Source organism: Vallicoccus soli (assembly GCF_003594885.1).
GTDB classification, from domain to species: domain Bacteria; phylum Actinomycetota; class Actinomycetes; order Motilibacterales; family Motilibacteraceae; genus Vallicoccus; species Vallicoccus soli.
Genome location: NZ_QZEZ01000001.1, coordinates 213,120 through 231,104, shown reverse-complemented (window position 1 = coordinate 231,104; position 17,985 = coordinate 213,120). Strand labels below are relative to the sequence as shown.

19 protein-coding genes, 1 tRNA gene and 1 other RNA gene are annotated in these 17,985 nt (G+C 77.7%); 10 read left to right on the top strand and 11 right to left on the bottom strand.

Annotated features, from left to right (window positions below; all coding sequences use genetic code 11):
• Nucleotides 1–56: 56 nt before the first annotated feature.
• Nucleotides 57–1,868 carry a S9 family peptidase gene (locus D5H78_RS01160; RefSeq protein ID WP_218566094.1) on the top strand — a complete coding sequence of 604 codons (1,812 nt, stop codon included), beginning with the start codon at nucleotides 57–59 and terminating at the stop codon, nucleotides 1,866–1,868.
• Nucleotides 1,869–1,928: 60 nt separating this feature from the next.
• Here the strand turns inward: D5H78_RS01160 and D5H78_RS01155 are convergent, their stop codons facing one another.
• Entirely contained in the window at nucleotides 1,929–2,396 is a 468-nt protein-coding gene (locus D5H78_RS01155; RefSeq protein WP_133411974.1) for a hypothetical protein, read from the bottom strand.
• A gap of 122 nt (nucleotides 2,397–2,518) precedes the next feature.
• Between D5H78_RS01155 and D5H78_RS01150 the strand changes: the two genes are divergently transcribed.
• Genes D5H78_RS01150 through D5H78_RS01140 form a run of 3 tightly spaced genes read left to right on the top strand, consistent with a single transcriptional unit; the run spans nucleotide 2,519 to nucleotide 6,609 of the window.
• Nucleotides 2,519–3,349 (top strand): formate/nitrite transporter family protein, encoded by an 831-nt coding sequence (locus D5H78_RS01150; protein ID WP_119948583.1) that lies wholly within the window; start codon nucleotides 2,519–2,521, stop codon nucleotides 3,347–3,349.
• Between the two features lie 54 nt (nucleotides 3,350–3,403).
• Complete coding sequence (pta, locus tag D5H78_RS01145; RefSeq protein WP_119948582.1) at nucleotides 3,404–5,467, top strand: phosphate acetyltransferase; 2,064 nt, start codon at nucleotides 3,404–3,406, stop codon at nucleotides 5,465–5,467.
• A gap of 59 nt (nucleotides 5,468–5,526) precedes the next feature.
• Nucleotides 5,527–6,609, top strand: a complete 1,083-nt coding sequence (locus D5H78_RS01140; RefSeq protein WP_119948581.1) for a GGDEF domain-containing protein — start codon at nucleotides 5,527–5,529, stop codon at nucleotides 6,607–6,609.
• 17 nt (nucleotides 6,610–6,626) lie between these two features.
• On the opposite strand, the gene D5H78_RS01135 is transcribed toward D5H78_RS01140, so the two are convergent.
• Nucleotides 6,627–7,043, bottom strand: a complete 417-nt coding sequence (locus tag D5H78_RS01135) for a hypothetical protein (protein WP_119948580.1) — start codon at nucleotides 7,041–7,043, stop codon at nucleotides 6,627–6,629.
• A gap of 52 nt (nucleotides 7,044–7,095) precedes the next feature.
• Here D5H78_RS01135 and D5H78_RS01130 point away from each other — a divergent pair, with 52 nt between their 5' ends.
• Together D5H78_RS01130 and D5H78_RS01125 are read left to right on the top strand one after the other, a co-directional pair.
• Complete coding sequence (locus tag D5H78_RS01130; protein ID WP_119948579.1) at nucleotides 7,096–7,278, top strand: hypothetical protein; 183 nt, start codon at nucleotides 7,096–7,098, stop codon at nucleotides 7,276–7,278.
• Nucleotides 7,279–7,319: 41 nt separating this feature from the next.
• On the top strand, nucleotides 7,320–7,907 hold the full coding sequence (locus D5H78_RS01125; RefSeq protein WP_119948578.1) for a hypothetical protein: 588 nt from the start codon (nucleotides 7,320–7,322) through the stop codon (nucleotides 7,905–7,907).
• A 286-nt stretch (nucleotides 7,908–8,193) separates the two neighbouring features.
• On the opposite strand, the gene D5H78_RS01115 is transcribed toward D5H78_RS01125, so the two are convergent.
• From D5H78_RS01115 to D5H78_RS01080, 8 genes are all read right to left on the bottom strand, one after another.
• The gene (locus D5H78_RS01115; RefSeq protein ID WP_119949254.1) at nucleotides 8,194–8,664 is read right to left on the bottom strand and encodes an NUDIX hydrolase; all 471 of its coding nucleotides are present in this window, start codon (nucleotides 8,662–8,664) and stop codon (nucleotides 8,194–8,196) included.
• Nucleotides 8,661–9,116 (bottom strand): hypothetical protein, encoded by a 456-nt coding sequence (locus tag D5H78_RS01110; protein WP_133411973.1) that lies wholly within the window; start codon nucleotides 9,114–9,116, stop codon nucleotides 8,661–8,663. The genes D5H78_RS01115 and D5H78_RS01110 overlap by 4 nt, the downstream gene beginning before the upstream one ends.
• Before the next feature lie 47 nt (nucleotides 9,117–9,163).
• Complete coding sequence (locus D5H78_RS01105) at nucleotides 9,164–10,234, bottom strand: aspartate-semialdehyde dehydrogenase (RefSeq protein ID WP_119948576.1); 1,071 nt, start codon at nucleotides 10,232–10,234, stop codon at nucleotides 9,164–9,166.
• Entirely contained in the window at nucleotides 10,231–11,511 is a 1,281-nt protein-coding gene (locus D5H78_RS01100) for an aspartate kinase (protein WP_119948575.1), read from the bottom strand. Before D5H78_RS01100 ends, D5H78_RS01105 begins: the two co-directional genes overlap by 4 nt.
• A gap of 139 nt (nucleotides 11,512–11,650) precedes the next feature.
• Nucleotides 11,651–12,247: a DUF5063 domain-containing protein gene (locus D5H78_RS01095; protein WP_119948574.1), complete on the bottom strand. Its 597-nt coding sequence runs from the start codon at nucleotides 12,245–12,247 to the stop codon at nucleotides 11,651–11,653.
• Nucleotides 12,240–12,839, bottom strand: coding sequence for a recombination mediator RecR (gene recR, locus D5H78_RS01090; protein WP_119948573.1), 600 nt, complete (start codon nucleotides 12,837–12,839; stop codon nucleotides 12,240–12,242). Before recR ends, D5H78_RS01095 begins: the two co-directional genes overlap by 8 nt.
• A 7-nt stretch (nucleotides 12,840–12,846) precedes the next feature.
• Nucleotides 12,847–13,200, bottom strand: a complete 354-nt coding sequence (locus tag D5H78_RS01085; protein WP_218566253.1) for a YbaB/EbfC family nucleoid-associated protein — start codon at nucleotides 13,198–13,200, stop codon at nucleotides 12,847–12,849.
• Nucleotides 13,201–13,294: 94 nt separating this feature from the next.
• Nucleotides 13,295–15,697: a DNA polymerase III subunit gamma and tau gene (locus D5H78_RS01080; protein ID WP_119948571.1), complete on the bottom strand. Its 2,403-nt coding sequence runs from the start codon at nucleotides 15,695–15,697 to the stop codon at nucleotides 13,295–13,297.
• A 231-nt stretch (nucleotides 15,698–15,928) separates the two neighbouring features.
• Here D5H78_RS01080 and D5H78_RS01075 point away from each other — a divergent pair, with 231 nt between their 5' ends.
• Nucleotides 15,929–16,585 (top strand): DUF1707 SHOCT-like domain-containing protein, encoded by a 657-nt coding sequence (locus tag D5H78_RS01075; protein WP_218566093.1) that lies wholly within the window; start codon nucleotides 15,929–15,931, stop codon nucleotides 16,583–16,585.
• A gap of 33 nt (nucleotides 16,586–16,618) precedes the next feature.
• Here D5H78_RS01075 and ffs read toward each other — a convergent pair.
• An RNA gene (ffs, locus tag D5H78_RS01070) (signal recognition particle sRNA small type) lies at nucleotides 16,619–16,715 on the bottom strand.
• A gap of 64 nt (nucleotides 16,716–16,779) precedes the next feature.
• On the opposite strand from ffs, the gene D5H78_RS01065 reads away from it, so the two are divergent.
• The 3 genes from D5H78_RS01065 (at nucleotide 16,780) to D5H78_RS01055 (ending at nucleotide 17,959) form a co-directional block, all read left to right on the top strand.
• Nucleotides 16,780–16,864, top strand: a tRNA-Ser gene (locus tag D5H78_RS01065).
• A gap of 77 nt (nucleotides 16,865–16,941) precedes the next feature.
• Nucleotides 16,942–17,250 (top strand): type II toxin-antitoxin system VapB family antitoxin, encoded by a 309-nt coding sequence (locus D5H78_RS01060; protein ID WP_119948570.1) that lies wholly within the window; start codon nucleotides 16,942–16,944, stop codon nucleotides 17,248–17,250.
• A 64-nt stretch (nucleotides 17,251–17,314) separates the two neighbouring features.
• Entirely contained in the window at nucleotides 17,315–17,959 is a 645-nt protein-coding gene (locus D5H78_RS01055) for a LytR C-terminal domain-containing protein (RefSeq protein WP_119948569.1), read from the top strand.
• Nucleotides 17,960–17,985 lie beyond the last annotated feature (26 nt).

Here is a 17,985-nt window from a genome sequence, read left to right as displayed (position 1 = left end):
GCCGGAGGACCCGGACGAGTGAGGCGACCCCTGTCACCACGGGGCAGGATGCCCCCGTGACGACCCCCAGCTCCGCGCCCGACGCCCCCGAGGTCCCCGCCTGGGAGCGGCGCTTCCGCGCCGCGCGGGTGTCCCTGCCCGACTGGGCCGAGGACGCCCCGGACCGCTGCGTGTACGTCGGCAACGCCTCCGGGGTGTTCGAGGTCTACGCCTGGGACCGGGCGACCGGCGAGCAGCGGCAGGTGACGCGCCGTACGGAGGGCACGTCGCACGCGGCCATCGACCCGTCCGGGGAGTGGGTGTGGTGGTTCGCGGACACCGACGGCGACGAGTTCGGCACGTGGGTGCGCGAGCCGTTCGCCGGGGGCGCCGACCCCGAGCCGGCGGTGCCCGGGCTCGAGCCGGGCTACCCCGCGGGCCTGGAGCTGGGCCGGGGCGGCACGGCGGTGGTCGGCAGCAGCGCCGACGACGAGACGACCGTCTGGTGGGCGACGCCCGGCGAGGCGCCGCGGCTGCTCTACCGGCACGCCGAGCAGGCCGAGGCGGCGGCGCTGAGCCGCGACGGGTCGCTGCTCGCCCTCGACCACAGCGAGCACGGCGACAGCCGGCGCACGGCCGTGCGGGTGCTGCGGACCGCCGACGGCTCGACCGTCGCGGACCTGTGGGACGGCCCCGAGCGCGGTCTCGGCGCGATCGCGTTCGCGCCGGCCGTGGGCGACACCCGCCTGCTCGTCGAGCACGAGCGCCGCGGCCGCCCGGAGCTGCTGCTGTGGGACGTGGCGTCCGGCGAGCAGGTCGAGCTCGAGCTGGACCTGCCCGGCGAGCTGTCGGCGGACTGGTACCCCGACGGCGCGGCCCTGCTCGTCGTCCACGAGCACGCGGGGCGCTCGACGCTGCACCGCTACGACCTCGCGAGGCGCTCCCTGGAGGACCTGCCGACGCCGCCCGGCGTGGTGACGGCGGCGGGCGCCCGCCCCGACGGCACGGTCGAGTACTCCTGGTCCTCCAGCGAGCACCCGCCGGTGGTGCGCTCCACGACCGGTGACGTGGTCCTGGCGCCGCCGGGGGACCCCGCCCCGCCGTCGGTCCCGAGCGAGGACGTCTGGGTGGAGGGGCCCGGCGGGCGGATCCACGCGCTGCTGTCCCGCCCGGCCGGCGAGGGGCCTTACCCGGTCGTCGTCGACGTGCACGGCGGCCCGACCTGGCACGACACGGACTCATTCGCCGCCGGCACCGCCGCCTGGGTCGACCACGGCTTCGCGGTGCTGCGGGTCAACTACCGCGGCTCTACGGGGTACGGCACCGCGTGGCGCGACGCGCTCGAGGCGAGCGTCGGGCTCACCGAGCTCGAGGACGTCGTCGCGGTGCGCGACGCCCTCGTCGAGCAGGGCGTGCTCGACCCGGAGCGGGTGGTGCTCGCCGGCGGCTCGTGGGGCGGCTACCTCACCCTGCTGGGGCTCGGGACGAGCCCGGACCGCTGGGCGCTCGGGCTGGCGGCCGTGCCGGTCGCGGACTACGTGGCCGCGTACGAGGACGAGATGGAGCCGCTCAAGGCGTTCGACCGCTCGCTCTTCGGCGGCTCGCCCGCGCAGGTGCCGGAGAAGTACGAGCGGGCCTCCCCCATCACGTACGTCGACGCGGTGCGGGTGCCGGTGCTCGTCATGGCCGGGGAGAACGACCCGCGCTGCCCGATCCGGCAGATCGAGAACTACCTCGCGCGCCTCGCCGAGCGCGGCGTGCCGCACGAGGTCTACCGCTACGACGCCGGGCACGGCTCCCTCGTCGTCGAGGAGCGGATCCGGCAGGTCCGCGCGGAGCTGGACTTCGTGCGCCGCCAGCTGCCGGGCGCCCCGGCGATGACCACGTGAGGCAGGCGTACGGGTGCCGGCCAAGGCCGACGAGCCACGTGCGGCACCCGTGCGCCTGCTTCACGTGGTCGACGCGGGACGCCGCAGCAGCACCCCCGCCCGCCCGACGGCCCAGAGCAGCAGCGCCCCGCCGAGCGGTACCCCGACGAGCAGCACGAGCCCGGCGCCGATGTTGGCGCCGATGACGCCGGCGGTGGCCACCCGCACGCCCCACCCGGCGAGCAGGCCGGTGGCGGCCGCCGGGAGCAGGACGCCCCACCAGCGGCGGTCCCGCCGCAGCAGGCCCGCGGGGCGCAGCAGCCGGGCGGCCGCGAGGCCGGCGGCGAGGAGCGCGGCGGCGACGAGGCCGGCGTCGGCCCACGCGGGGAGCTCCGGGGCGCGGTAGGCGTGGTCGAGGTCGGTGCCCTGCACGGAGAGGTCGCCCACGGCGTACCAGGTGAGGACGGGGACGGCGGCGGCGAGCGCGGCCACGGCGAGGACGTCGGCGGGACGGGCGGTGCGTGCGGTGCGGGCGGTCGGGTGCGGCATGCCCCCAGCGTGCGGCGGCGGCGCCGCGGGCACCCGGGTGCTCGTACTCAGGCCGCCGGCCAGGACTGGGCGGGCGCCGCCGGGGGTAGTGCGCGCCCTGCCGCCCACCGCCGAGGAGCACCATGAGCGACCCGACCACCGCCCAGCGCCGGGACATCGGCGAGACCGACGGGCCGATGGAGGACCAGCTCGAGCAGGCCTTCGAGCGGCTGGTCGGCGAGGGCGTGCAGCGCCTGCACCGGCCGTGGCGCGAGGTCCTCGTCACCGGCTTCTTCGGCGGCACCGAGGTGGCGTTCGGGGTGCTGGCCCTCGTCGCGGTGCGCGAGGCGACGGGCAGCGCGCTGCTGGCGGGGCTGGCGTTCAGCGTCGGCTTCCTCGCCCTGCTGCTCGGCAAGAGCGAGCTGTTCACCGAGGGCTTCCTCGTGCCGGTCACCACCGTCGCGGCGGGCCGGGCGAGCGCGGCGCAGCTCGGCAAGCTCTGGTCCGGCACGCTGCTGGCCAACCTCGCCGGCGGCTGGCTCATCATGTGGCTCGTCGTGACGGCGTTCCCCGACCTGCGCGCGCGCACCGTCGAGTCCGCGGCGCACTTCGCGACCGCGCCGCTGTCCCCGGAGACCTTCGCCCTCGCGGTGCTCGCCGGCGCGGCCATCACGCTCATGACCCGCATGCAGCACGGCACCGACGAGATGGTCGGCAAGATCGCGGCGGCCGTCGCGGGGGCGTTCCTGCTGGCCGGGCTGGAGATGTTCCACAGCATCCTCGACTCGCTGCTGATCTTCGGCGCCCTGCACACCGGCGAGGCCCCCTTCGGGTACGGCGCCTGGCTCGGCTGGTTCTGGTGGACCACCCTCGGCAACGTGGTGGGCGGGCTCGGGCTGGTCACGCTGCTGCGCCTCGTCCGGTCCAAGGACCGGCTCCTGCAGGAGCGGCGGGCGGTGGCCGCGGAGGGCTGAGCCCGGGCTGCGCGCGGGACGGGTCACCGCGGGCGACCGGGGCAGGATGGCCCCGTGCCCCAGACGCTGCTCGTCGTCCCCACCGGCCACGGGGTCGGGCTGACCGCCGCCTGCCTGGGCCTCGTGCGCGCCCTCGACCGGCTGGGGGTGCGCGTCGGCTTCACCAAGCCGATCGCGCAGCCCCGCCCCGGCGAGCCCGCGGGCCCCGAGCGCTCGACGGCCCTCGTCCGGCTCGCCACCGCCCTCACCCCGCCCGAGCCGCTGCCGCTGGAGCACGTCGAGGCGCGGCTGTCCGAGGGCGCCGTCGACGACCTCATGGAGGACGTCGTCGGCGCCGCGGAGGAGGTCCTCGCGGCGCACGACGTCGTGGTCGTGGAGGGCATGGTGCCGGGCCCGACCCTCGTCTACTCGACCCGCGTCAACCTCGCGATGGCCAAGGCGCTGGACGCCAAGGTGGTCCTGGTCGGCGCACCGGGCCCGCACACCGGCGGCGACGTGGAGGACCTGGTCGAGGCGATGGCGATCGCCGCGGGGTCGTACGCGAGCGGCGAGGACGCCCGCGTCGTCGGCTGCATCGCCAACCGCCTGCCCGACGTGTCCCCGCCGGCGGTGGCCGCGCTGCGCGAGTCGCTCGCGCTGCACGGCCTGCCGCTCGTCGGGCACGTCGCCGACGACCCCGAGCTGGCCCGCGTCCGCGTGCTCGACGTCGCGCGGGCGCTGGGGGCCCAGGTGCTGCACCCGGGCGAGCAGGAGGCGCGGCGCGTCGCGGACGTCTCGGTGTGCGCCCGCGGCGTGCCGGGGGTGCTCGACGTCTTCACCGAGGACCGGCTGCTCGTCTCCTCCGGGGACCGCGACGACGTGACGATGGCCGCCTGCCTCGCCGCGTCCAACGGCACCCGCCTCGCCGGGCTGCTGCTGACCAACGAGGTGCCCCACCCCGAGGTCTGGGCGCTCACCGAGTCGGCCCGGGCGACCGGCCTGCCGGTCCTCTTCACGCCCCGCTCGACGTACGAGACCGCCACCCTCGTCCACGACATCGACCCGGAGATCCCGGTCGACGACGCGGAGCGCGCCGGGTCGGTCATGCAGTCGGTCGCCGACGGCATCGACGAGGAGTGGCTGCGCGGGGTCGCCACGGCCGCGCCGGTGAAGCGGCGCCTGTCCCCCGCGGCGTTCCGCTACCGCATCGTCAAGCTGGCCCAGCAGGCCGACAGGAGGATCGTGCTCCCCGAGGGCACCGAGCCGCGCACCGTGCAGGCCGCGGCCGTCTGCGCGCAGCGCGGCATCGCCCGCCCGGTCCTGCTCGCGGGCCCGGACGAGGCGCGGGCGGTGCCGGAGGGCGTCACGGTCCTCGACCCGGAGTCCCTCGTCGAGCAGTACGTCGCCCCTCTGGTCGAGCTGCGCCGTCACAAGGGCATGACCGAGGACATGGCGCGCGAGCAGCTCGCGGACACGGTGGTGCTCGGCACGATGATGCTCGCGCAGGGCGACGTCGACGGGCTCGTGAGCGGTGCGGTGCACACGACGGCGGCGACCGTGCGGCCCGCGCTGCAGCTCGTGAAGACCGCGCCGGGCGCCGCGCTGGTGTCGTCGGTGTTCTTCATGTGCCTGCCCGACGAGGTCGTCGTCTACGGCGACTGCGCGATCAACCCCAACCCGACGGCCGAGCAGCTCGCCGACATCGCGCTGCAGAGCGCCGGCTCCGCCGAGGCGTTCGGCATCGAGCCACGGGTCGCGATGCTCTCGTACTCGACCGGCACGTCGGGGGCGGGCTCGGACGTGGAGAAGGTCGCCGAGGCCACCCGCATCGCCCGCGAGCGCGCGCCGGGGCTCGCGATCGACGGCCCGCTGCAGTACGACGCGGCGGCCATCGCCTCGGTCGGGCGGACCAAGCGGCCCGGCAGCCCGGTGGCGGGGCGGGCGAACGTGTTCGTCTTCCCGGACCTCAACACCGGCAACACGACGTACAAGGCGGTGCAGCGCGGCGCGGACGTGGTGTCCGTCGGGCCGATGCTGCAGGGCCTGGCCAAGCCGGTGAACGACCTGAGCCGCGGCGCGCTCGTCGAGGACATCGTCTACACGATCGCGCTGACCGCCATCCAGGCCAGCCGCGCCTGACCCGCGCCTGACCCGCGCCGGCCCCTCAGGAGCGGCGCGGGGGTGCCGAACCTGGGGGCATGGGCCTGCGCCAGGAGCTGGAGCCGCGGGACCGCGCCTCCGCGGCGCGGGCCGGGGCGGCCTTCGCGCTGGCTGGCGCCGCCGTGCTGGGGGTGGCGACGGCCGCCTCGCCCGCCTTCACCGGGGGCAGCACGCTCGGCCTGGTGACGACGCTGGCCATGGCCGCGGTGCTCGTGGTCCTCGGGGTCGTCGCGCTGCGGGCGCCGGACCGCCTGCCGCGGCTGTTCTGGGCCGGGGTCCCGACGGTCGTCGTCGTCGTCACGCTCGTGCTCGACCTGGTGACGCGCGACGCGAGCGCCGGCGGGCAGGTCTTCCTGTGCTGGCCGGTGCTCTACGCCGCGTACGAGCTGCGCCCCCGCCTCGCCTACGCCGTCCTGCTCGAGGTGGTGCTCGCCGACGCGCTCGTCGTGCTGCTCCTGCTGCCGCTGGAGCGCGCGCTGAGCGACCTGGCGGCCGTCGCGGCCACGCTGACCGTCGTCTGCCTCCTGCTCGTGCGCGCCCGGGACCGGGAGGAGCGCCTCAACGCCGAGCTGCGGCGCCAGGCCGCCGTCGACCCGCTGACCGGCCTGGCGACCCGCCGGGTCCTCGACGAGGCCGCACGCTGCGCGCTCGACGCCGGGGCGAGCGCGCAGGAGACCGCGCTCGTGCTCGTCGACGTCGACGAGTTCAAGGCGGTGAACGACGCCTGGGGCCACCCGGGCGGGGACGCGGTGCTCGTGCACGTGGCCGCGGTGCTGCGCGGCTGCTGCCGCGAGGGGGCCACGGTCGCGCGCCTCGGCGGGGACGAGCTCGCGGTCCTGCTGCCCGGCTGCGGGCTGGCCGTCGCCTCCGAGGTCGCGGAGCGGTTCGTCCGCGCGGTCCGGGCGGCCCCGGCCCCGCTCCCCGAGGGCGGGCACGCGCCGGTCACCGTGAGCGTCGGGGTGGCGGTGCGCCCCCGGGACGCCACCGACCTGCGGGGGCTGTACGCCGCGGCGGACGCGGCGCTCTACGAGGCCAAGCGCGCCGGGCGCGACCGGGTCCGCCTCGCCGGCGGGCCGGCCTCCCCCGCCGCGGCCCCGCCGGAGCCCGCCCCCGTCGGGTAGGCCGGGGCGCCGCCCGCTCAGACCTCCCCGTCGAGCACCCGCTGCAGCGCCACCTCGAGCGGCACCGAGTCCCCGTCGCGCCCGCCCGCGCCGAGCACGAGCGGCGGGTCCGACGGCTGCGGGCGCACGCCGCGCAGACGCGCCGCGAGCCCGCCGGGGGCGCTGAGCACGTAGAACCGCCCGTCGGCCGCGACGGCCGCCGAGCGGTCGCGGCGGACGTACCAGCCGGTCAGGGCGGTGCGGTAGTCGCGCCCGTCGTAGCCGCGGGCGCGCAGCGCGACCGGCGGCGGCCCGCCGGCGGCGACCCGGGCGAGGAACGCCGCGACGAGCTCCCGGGCCGCCCCCGCCTCGGCGGCCTCCCTGCGCTCGAGGGCCGCGCGGCGCTCGAGCGCCGCCTCGCGCTGCTGCTCGCGCCACGCCGCGTCGTCGCCCACGGGCCCGACGCTACGCGCATGGGCGCGCCGGCCGCGGGGCACCGCAGGGGGCATGACCGACACCACCGGGGCGCCGGGCGCCCCCGAGCCGGAGACCAGCCGCGCGGAGGGGCTCGTCGAGCCCGAGGGCGTGAACGCGGGCAGCGACGTCGAGCTCGCGGAGGCCGAGGCCGGGTCCGGCTCGGGCGCCCGCGGCGCGAACGACGGGCGCACCGACGTGGAAGGCCGCGCCTGACGGGTAGTGGCGCCCGCGACCCCACCATCGAGGAGACCAGCGTGACGAACAGCAGCGACAACCACGGCCTCGCGCAGGCCGTCCACGACCTCGGCGCCGCCCTGTGGTTCGGCGGGTCCGTCATGGGCGTCGCCGGCGTGAACAAGTCCGGGCAGGACCTCACGAGCGGCATCGACCGCATCCGCGTCGCGAGCAGCGCCTGGCAGCGCTTCGCCCCCGCGCAGTGGGGCGGGATCGCCGCCACCGCGCTGGCCGGCCTGCGCCTCAGCGCGACGAACAAGGGCCGCCTGGCCGCGCAGGAGGGCTTCCGGCGCACGGGCGCGGCCAAGGTCGCCGTGACCGTGCTCGGCGCCGGCGCCACCGCCTACGCCGCGTACAGCGGCATGCAGATCGGCAAGCTCGCCGAGGCCGCGCACGCCCGCGGTGAGAACGTCGACACCAAGGACGCCACCCTCCCCTCGCCGGCGACGCCCCCGGAGATCGCGGCCTGGCAGCAGCGCCAGCGCGTCGCCCAGGCCCTCGTCCCGGTCCTGTCGGGGGCGAACATCGTCCTGACGTCCTACCTCGTGCAGGCCTACCGCCCCCGCGCGACCCTGCAGGGCCTGGCCGGCAAGGTCCTGCCGGGCTGAGCCCTCCCGCTGCTGCCCTGTCGACCACGTGCAGCACCTTTACGGGTGCCGGCCCAGGCCCACTGGCCTGCGTCGGCACCCGTACGCCTGGGTCGGCGCCCTGAGGGGCACCCTCATGGGGTCCGGGTCCGGGTCCGGTCCGGTCCGGGTCCGGGTCCGGGTCCGGGTCCGGGTCCGGGTCCGGGTCCGGGTCCTGGTCCTGGCCGTGGTTCCGGGTCCGGGACGCGGGTCCGCGTCCAGCTGGGCCGGCAGGCCCCCCTCAGCAAGGCCCCTCCGCCAGGCCCCCTCAGCGCAGCAGCGCCTCGAGCCGGTCGACGAACGGGCGCTGGTACGCGACGAGCGCCGCGCGCGCCGCGTCGGGGGCGAGCCAGGCGACCCGGTCGAGCTCCGGGAACTCCTGCACCCGTCCGGAGCGCGGCGGCCACTCGAGGCTGAAGGTCCCCGGCACCACGGAGGCCGGGTCGAGGTCCGCGGCGACCGCCCACACCGCCACGACCTTCCCGGAGGACTGGCGCACCTCGCCGAGCGGCACGGCCGCGGCGAGGTCGGGGGCGGGGAGCCCCAGCTCCTCGGTGAACTCACGGGCCGCCGCGGCGAGCGGCTCCTCGTCCGGGCCGTGCTCGCCCTTGGGGACCGACCAGCCGCCGGCGTCCTTGCGCGCCCAGTACGGCCCGCCCATGTGCCCGACGAGCACCTCGAGCGAGGCCCCCTCGCCGCGGTGCAGCAGCAGGCCGGCGCTGCGGCGCGCGGGCCTCACCACCGCAGCGCCGCCAGGTCCGCCAGCAGCGGTCGCGGGGGCGCGGCCCCGGGCGCGACCGCGGAGCCGGCGACGCGACGCACCGCCCACAGGTCCGCGGCCGCGTCGCGCGCCGCCCAGCCCACCGTGCCCAGCGCGCGCAGGTGCTCGGCGAGCAGGGCGGCGGTGAGCGCGTACGACCCCCCGCCCGTCCCGTCCGGGTCGTGCCGCTCGAGCAGGGCGCGCACCGCGGCGAGGGGCGGGTCGGTCCCCAGGCCGTGCCGGAACGGATCGTCGAGCTCGACGGGCACGAGGTCGGCCCCGCCGAGCAGCCCCGGCACCCCGGCGTACCCGCCGCCGACGAACGCCACGAACCACCCGCCGCCGGCCGACGGGCCGAGGACGCGCCCGACGGACCGCTCGGTCAGCCCGTCCGGGCGCAGCTCGTGGAGCACCTCGGGCGCGGGCCGCACCGCCTCTCCCCCGCGGACGACCCACGGCCCGGCGCCGGCCACCGGCCTCAGCGCCCCTCGGTCAGCTCCGCCGCGACGACCTCGGCGATCTGCGCGGTGTTGAGCGCGGCGCCCTTGCGCAGGTTGTCGCCGCAGAGGAACAGGTCGAGCGAGTGCGGGTCGTCCAGCGAGCGGCGGACCCGGCCGACCCAGGTGGGGTCGGTGCCGACGGCGTCGGCGGGGGTGGGGAACTCGTACGCCGCGGGGTCGTCGCAGAGCACCACGCCGGCGGCGTCGCGCAGCACGGCCTGGGCCTCGTGCTGCGACACCTCGCGCTCGAACGTCGCGTGGACGGCGAGCGAGTGCGTGGTCACGACGGGTACGCGCACGCAGGTGGCGTTCACCCGGAGGTCCGGCAGGCCGAGGATCTTGCGCGACTCGTTGCGGACCTTGAGCTCCTCGGAGGACCAGCCGCCGTCCTTGAGGGAGCCGGCCCACGGCACGACGTTGAGCGCGAGCGGCGCCGGGAACGGCCCGAGGTCGCCGACGGCGCGGCGCACGTCGCCGGCCCGGGTGCCGAGCTCGCGGTCGGCGGCCACCTTGGCGATCTGGTCGTGCAGGGTGTCGATGCCGGCCTGGCCGGCGCCGGAGGCCGCCTGGTACGACGCGACGACCAGCTCGCGCAGGCCGTACGTGCGGTGCAGCGCGCCCATGGCGACGATCATCGACAGCGTGGTGCAGTTGGGGTTGCTGATGATCCCGCGCGGGCGGGTGCGCGCCGCCGCGGCGTTGACCTCGGGCACGACGAGGGGCACGTCGTCGTCCATCCGGAACGCGCCGGAGTTGTCGACAGCGACGGCGCCGCGCGACGCCGCGACCGGCGCCCACTCGGCGGACACGTCGTCGGGCACGTCGAACATCGCCACGTCGACGCCGTCGAACGCCTCGGGGCTGATCGCCTGCACCTCGACCTGCTCGCCGCGCACCGTGAGGCGGCGCCCCGCGGAGCGCGGGGAGGCCAGCAGGCGGATCTCGCCCCACACGTCCTCGCGGGTGGACAGGATGTCGAGCATCACCGTGCCGACGGCGCCGGTGGCGCCGACCACGGCGAGGGTGGGGCGGTCGTCGCGCGCGCTCATCGTCCGGTGCCTCCGTAGACCGTGGCGACCTCGTCGGTCGCGTCGAGCTGGAACGCGTGGTGCACCGCGGCGACGGCCGCCGGGACCGCCTCCTCGCGGCAGACCACGCTGATGCGGATCTCCGAGGTCGAGATGAGCTCGATGTTCACGCCGGCGTCGGCGAGCGCGCCGCAGAACTCGGCGGTGACGCCGGGGTGCGAGCGCATGCCCGCCCCGACCAGGGAGATCTTGCCGATGCTGTCGTCGTAGAGCAGCTGCTCGAAGCCGATGGCGCCGCGCACCCGGTCCAGCGCCGACAGCGCGGCCTGCCCGTCGCTGCGCGGGCACGTGAACGAGATGTCGGTGCGCCCGGTCGCCGCCGCCGAGACGTTCTGCACGACCATGTCGATGTTGATGCCGGCGTCGGCGACCGCGCGGAACAGCGACGCGGCCTCGCCGGGCTTGTCGGGCACGCCGACCACCGTGACCTTGGCCTCGCTGCGGTCGTGGGCGACCCCCGAGATGATCGCCTGCTCCATGCCGGGCTCCTCCTGCTGGTCCTGGGGCTGGTCCGTGACCCACGTGCCCTCCTTCTGGCTGAAGGAGGACCGCACGTGGATGGGGATGCCGTAGCGGCGGGCGTACTCCACGCAGCGCAGGTGGAGCACCTTGGCGCCGTTGGCCGCGAGCTCGAGCATCTCCTCGTACGTCACCCGCGGCAGCTTGCGCGCCGTCGGCACGAGCCGCGGGTCCGCGCTGAACACCCCGTCGACGTCGGTGTAGATCTCGCACACGTCGGCGCCCATGGCCGCGGCGAGCGCGACCGCCGTGGTGTCGGACCCGCCGCGCCCGAGGGTGGTGATGTCCTTGGTGTCCTGCGAGACGCCCTGGAAGCCGGCGACGATCGCCACCGACCCCTCGTCGAGCGCCGTCTGGATGCGCCCCGGCGTGACGTCGATGATCCGGGCCTTGCCGTGGGCGGAGTCGGTGATGACCCCGGCCTGGCTGCCGGTGAACGAGCGCGCCTCGATGCCGAGGTTGGCGATCGCCATGGCCACGACGGCCATGGAGATGCGCTCGCCGGCGGTGAGCAGCATGTCGAGCTCGCGGGCCGGGGGCAGCGGGCTGACCTGCTCGGCGAGGTCGATGAGCTCGTCGGTGGTGTCGCCCATCGCGGAGACCACCACGACGACGTCGTGCCCGGCCTTCTTCGTCGCGGCGATGCGCTGCGCCACGCGCTTGATGCCCTCGGCGTCCGCGACGGAGGAACCGCCGTACTTCTGGACGACCAGGCCCACTGCGACTCCCGCTGTCAGGGCGACCGCGACGGGCGGTCGACGCTCTCGGCTGCCGGGCCGAGTCTAGCGAGGCGGTCCGACGAGCCCCGGGCGTTCCAGATGCTGGGACGGCCGTCTCACGTACGCACCGCCGGCGCGCTCAGCGCTCGTCGCCGCCGACCCCGAGGGCGTCGGCCGAGACCTCGGCGAGGAGGCGGTCCTCCTCGGCCACCTCGTCGTCCACCGTCGCGTCGAGGCGCACGTGCGAGACGACCGAGTGCAGCGCGCGCAGGACCGACCCGGCCGTGCCGCCCCAGTTCGACAGGTACGAGAACTGCCACCACCACAGCGCCTCGAGCGAGCGGCCGCGGCGGTAGTGCGCCAGGCCGTGCGCGAGGTCGGAGACGATCCCCGCGATGTCGTCGGAGAGCCGGGTGACGAGCACCTCGGGCTCGGCCGCGTAGGGGTCGAAGACCTCGCGGAACTCGTCGATCGGCTCGAGGAGCCGGGCGAGGGCGTCGCGCACGCCCTCGACGTCGGGGTCGCCGCCCGGGTCGGGCTCGAAGCGCTCCTCGGGCACGACGTCGTTGATGGCGCCGAGCCGGCCGCCGGCCAGCATGAGCTGGCTGACCTCGAGCAGCAGCAGGCTGATCGCGTGGTCGGGGCTCTGGCCCGTGGAGATCTCGCGGACCGCGAGCACGAAGCTCTCCACCTGGTCGGCGATCTCCGCGGTGAACCCGGTCAGGTCCTCAGACATCGAGCAGCCTCCTCCCCTCGAACGCCCGTCCGAGCGTCACTTCGTCCGCGTACTCCAGGTCGCCGCCCACCGGCAGACCGCTCGCCAGGCGCGTGACCCGCAGCCCCATCGGGCGGGTGAGCCGCGCGAGGTACGTCGCGGTCGCCTCCCCCTCGAGGTTCGGGTCGGTCGCCAGGATGAGCTCGGTGACCGTACCGTCCGCGAGGCGGGCCATGAGCTCGCGGATGCGCAGGTCGTCCGGGCCGACGCCCTCGATGGGGCTGATCGCCCCGCCGAGCACGTGGTAGCGCCCGCGGAACTCGCGGGTGCGCTCGATGGCCACGACGTCCTTGGGCTCCTCCACGACGCACAGCACCGTGAGGTCGCGCCGCGGGTCGCGGCAGATCCGGCACTGCTCGGACTCGGCGACGTTGAAGCAGGTCGCGCAGAAGCGCACCTTCTCCTTCACCTGCTCGAGCGCGGCGGCGAGCCGGCGCACGTCGGCCGGGTCGGCGTTGAGCAGGTGGAACGCGATGCGCTGCGCGCTCTTGGGACCGACGCCCGGCAGGCGGCCGAGCTCGTCGATGAGGTCCTGGACGACGCCCTCGTACACCGCGCCCCTACAGCCCGGGCAGGCCGGGCGCGCCCGGCGTGCCGGGGAGCCCGCCGCCCAGCGCGCCGAGGCCCTGCGAGAGGGGGCCGAGGGCCTGCTGCTGCAGGTCGGCCACGTTGGAGGTCGCGTCGCGCACCGCGGCGAGCACGAGGTCGGCGACGGTCTCCGCCGCCTCGGCCGCGTCGCTGCCCTCGATCGCCTGCGGGCTGATGGTGAGGTCGACGAGCTCGCCGGAGCCCATGACCGTCGCGGTCACCAGGCCGCCGCCGGCGGAGCCGTCGACGCGGGTGCGGGCCAGCTCCTCCTGCGCCTGCGCGAGCTGCTGCTGCAGCTGCTGGGCCTGGGCGAGCAGCTGCGCCATGTCGGGCTGGCCACCGGGGAACACGGGGTCTCCTGCACTGTCGGGGGGACTGCCGGGCGGGACTGCCGGGGGGAGGTGCGGCTCGCGGCCGAGCCTACTCGTCGTACTCGCCGATCACCGTGGCGCCGAGCTCGCGCACGAGCAGGTCGCGCCCGGACAGGCCGGTGTCGTCGACGTCGGGGTCGTCGGCGCTCGCGCCGCCGTCCTCGGGGGGCCGCGGCCGCTCGCGCCCGGCGGCCGCGGCGGCCGGGGGCGCGCCCGCGGCCATGGCGGCGCGCGCCGCCGCGGCGGCGCCGGGTCCGGCCGGGGCGGGGGGCGCCGGGGCCACGGGCGCAGCGCCCGCCGGCCGGCCGGCGGGAGCCCGGGCGGGGCCCCGCTCGGCGCCCGCGCCGTCGTCCGGGCCGCCGCGGCCCGCCGCGCCCTGGCCCGCCGCGCCCTGGCCCGGCGCGCCCTGGCCCGGCGGGGACCACGCCGGCAGGTCCGCGGGCGGCCCGGGGTCGGGCTCGGGGGCGCGCGCGCCGCCGCGCGGCGGCGCGGGCGAGCCGCCGGCCGACGGGTCGAGGATCGCCTCGACCCGCACGTCGAGGCCGATCGCGTCGATGAGCGCCTGGCGCACCCAGTCGCCGTGGGCGCCCGACCCGAAGCGGTCGCGCAGCGCCGCGTGCGGGAAGCCGAGCACGAGCCGGCCCTCGGAGAGGTCGACGACCGAGGCGTTGTGCGCGACGAGGCTCCACGTCACCCGCTTGCGCCGGAGCCGGTCGAGCACCTCGGTCCACAGCCCGCGCACGGCGGCCAGGTCCATGGCCCCGGCCGCGGCCGGGTCGACGGGCACCGGCGGGGCGTGCGGGGCGTCGGCGGGCCGGCCGTCGACCGTCGGGGGGTCGTGCGGCGGCGCGTGGGGCGCCGGGGGCGGCGCCCCGGGCGGGGCGGGGGCCGCGACGGGCCCGGTCGGCGGGTGCTCCGGCGGAGCGACCGCGGCCGAGCCGCCCCGGGCGGGGTCCTCGCCGAAGGCGCCCGGCGCGCCCGCGGGCGGCAGGGCGACCTCGGGCCAGGCCTCGACGCCGGGGCCGGCGGCGGGCTCGGCTGCGGGCTCGGCGGCGGGGCGCGCACCCTCGGCGGCGGGCTCGGCGGCGGCAGCGGCGGCGGGCGACGAGCCCGGACGGGCTCCCGCGGGCCCCCGACCAGCGCCGTCGCCGCCACCCTGCTCGGCCGGACCCGGGCGGGCGGGGGCGGAGGCCGGCGCGGCGTGGCCGTCGACCTCCCCCGCGGGAGCCGGCGCCGCGGGCCGCAGCACCGGGCGCACGCCGGCCGCGGGCCCCGCGCTGGGTGCGCCGGCGACGGCCAGGCGGCGCTCGACCCGGTCGAGCCGGGCGGCGAGGCTGCGCGCGTCGTCCTCGGCGCCCGGCAGGAGGATGCGGGCCACGAGCAGCTCGAGGTGCAGCCGCGGGGTGGTCGCCCCCCGCATCTCGGTCAGGGCGGTCGCGACGAGGTCGCCCGCGCGCGACAGCTCCGCGGCGCCGAGGCGCGAGGCCTGCCCGCGCAGCCGCTCGAGCTGGTCCTCGGGCACGTCGTCGAGGATCTCCGCGGCGGCGTCGGGCGCGGCCTGCAGGACGATGAGGTCGCGCACCCGCTCGAGGAGGTCCTCGGCGAAGCGGCGCGGGTCGTGCCCGGCCTCGACGACCCGGTCCACGACCCGGAACGCGGTGGACCCGTCGCCGGCCGCCAGCGCCTCCACGGCGTCGTCGAGCAGGGCGCCGTCGGTGTAGCCCAGCAGACCCACCGCGAGCCGGTAGGACACCCCGTCGTCGCCGGCGCCGGCCACGAGCTGGTCGAGCACCGACATGGCGTCGCGCACCGAGCCCGCGCCCGCGCGCACGACGAGGGGCAGCACGCCCTTCTCCACGGCCACGCCCTCGCGCCCCGCGACGTCGGCGAGGTGGTCGAGCAGGCGCCGCGGCGGCACGAGCCGGAACGGGTAGTGGTGCGTGCGCGAGCGGATGGTGCCGATGACCTTGTCGGGCTCGGTCGTGGCGAAGACGAAGACGACGTGCGGCGGCGGCTCCTCGACGATCTTCAGCAGCGCGTTGAAGCCGCTCGCGGAGACCATGTGGGCCTCGTCGACGATGTAGACCTTGTAGCGCGACGCGGCGGGCGCGAAGAACGCCTTCTCGCGCAGCTCGCGCGCGTCGTCGACGCCGCCGTGGCTCGCCGCGTCGATCTCGATGACGTCGATGTGGCCCGGGCCGCCGCGGGCCAGCGCCACGCAGGAGTCGCAGCGCCCGCACGGCTGCGGCGTGGGGCCCTCGACGCAGTTGAGGCAGCGGGCGAGGATGCGCGCGCTCGTCGTCTTGCCGCAGCCGCGGGGGCCGCTGAAGAGGTACGCGTGGCTGGTGCGCCCGCGGCGCAGGGCCTGCTGCAGCGGCTCGGTGACGTGCTCCTGCCCGATGACCTCGGCGAAGGTCTCCGGCCGGTAGCGGCGGTAGAGGGCGGGCGGCACGACGACGACACTAACCGGCCCGCCCGACAGCGGCGCCGGCTCGGCAGCGCCCCCCTGCCCGTCCTCCGCCGCCCCCCTGCCGGCCCCCTAGCCGGCCCCTGCCCGAGCCCTGCCGCCCCCCGCCCGGCCCCTGCCCGGCCCGGACGGGCCCGCCGCCCGGCCCCTGCCCGGCCCGGACGGGCCCGCCGCCGGCCCTCCCGCTGCGCCCTCGCCGCGGCTAGGCTCCCGCCCGTGGAGGGCGACGGGGTCGCGGAGGCCGGGACCGGCCGGGAGGACGCGCCGACGGGCGGGCGGGCGGGCCTGCGCTGCGGCCACCAGGACCGCGATGCGGTCGCCGAGGTGCTGCGCCGGGCCGCGGGCGACGGCTTCCTCGACCTCGAGGAGCTCGACGAGCGCCTCGAGCGCGCGCACTCCGCGCGCACCTACGGCGAGCTGGACGCGCTCCTCGCCGACCTGCCCGGCGCCGCCGCGCCGGGGCCGGCGGCGCTGCCCGTGCCCGTCGCGGGCGGGCTGCCCGTGGGCGAGGAGGACGTGCTGCGCCTGAGCGCCCCCGTGGGCGACCGCAAGCAGGAGGGGCGCTGGGTCGTGCCGCGGCGCATCGTCGCCGAGGCCGGCCTCGGCACGGTGAAGGTGGACTTCACCGAGGCCGTGTGCGCCCACCCCGTGGTGGAGGTGCAGGTGCGCGCCAGCGTCGGCAACGTCGTGCTCGTCGTGCCCGAGGGCTGGAGCGCGCGCACCGACCAGGTCAGCGCCGGGGTGGGGTCGGTGAAGAACAAGGTGGGCGAGAGCCCGGGCGGCGGCGGGACGCTCCTGCACGTGCGCGGCTCGGCCGGCGTCGGGGACGTCGTGGTCCGCTTCCCCCGCACGTCGCGCTGGCTCCCCCGCTGAGCAGGCGCCGTCGGCGCCGCACGGCCCCGGGCAGCAGAGGACCCCTCGCGCACCCGCCAGAGCCTGCCTACCCTTGCTGCCTTCCGGCCCTGGGGGGGTTCGGTGGGATGACGCCGCACGAGGGGTCTGCGCACCACCGTACCCGACGCCCGGCGGTGGTCGGGCCGCCCGCGGCGGCTTGTATGCTCGTCCGCGGAGGATTCGCCTAGTGGCCTAGGGCGCACGCTTGGAAAGCGTGTTGGGGGCAACCCCTCACGAGTTCAAATCTCGTATCCTCCGCCGTCGCGCCGCCCGGCGCCGGCCTCGTGCCGGCGCCGGGCGACCGGCCCCCCTCCCCCGCTCGCTAGGCTCGGCGCGTGATCTTCCGCGCCGTCGGCGACCGTCGGCCCTACCCGGAGCACGACCTCAGCCCGCGCCAGTGGTCGCAGGTGCCGCCCCGCCAGGTCCGCCTCGCCGAGCTGGTGACGACCAAGCGCACGCTCGACCTCGAGGCGCTGCTCGCCGAGGACTCCACCTTCTACGGCGACCTGTTCGCGCACGTCGTGCAGTGGCGCGGCACGCTCTACCTCGAGGACGGCCTGCACCGCGCCCTGCGCGCCGCGCTGCACCAGCGCCAGGTCCTGCACGCCCGCGTGCTCGTCCTCGACGAGGAGCCGACGGCCTGACGCCCCGCGCCCGAGGGCCCGCGAGGGGCTGCGGAGCGGCTGGGGGCCGTCGTAGGGTGCCGCTGTGCCGAGGGGGTCCCGCGACAGCGCGCCGTACGAGGAGGCCAGGGACGCCGCCCTCGCGCTCGGCGCGGACGGGCGCCGCCCGCACGCCCTGCGCCGCGCGGCCGCGCGCACCGCGGCCGTCGGCCTCGTCCTCGCGCTGCTCGGCGGCGGCGCGGTCGCCAGCTGGCGCCTCCTCGTCGAGCCCGACCCCGTGAGCACGGCCGTCCCGGCGGCCGGCGGCCCCGGCTGCGGGCCGCGCGGGCCGGCCGCCGCCCTCGCCGGGGTCGCCCCGGCACCGCCCGCGCGGGTCACGGTGCAGGTCTGGAACTCCACCCGCTCCTCCGGGCTGGCGGGGCGGACCGCCGAGGAGCTCGCGGCCCGCGGCTTCCGGCTCGCCGGCCCCGCCGGCGACGACACCGGGCGCGACGACCGGCCGGGCACGAGCGCCGAGCTGCGGTACGGCCGCGGCGGGCGCCCCGCCGCTGCCGCCCTGCTCGCGCAGGTGCCCGGGGCCGTCCCGGTGCTCGACAGGCGCGCCCGCGGCGTCGTGCACCTGGTGCTGCACGAGGGCTTCGACGGGCTCCGCAGCAGCGCCGACGCGCTCGGCGTCGCCCGCGAGCTCGCCGCCCACGCGGCGGTGCCGCCCACCGCCCGCGCCTGCTGACGCGCCTGGGCGCCGGGGCGGCGCGC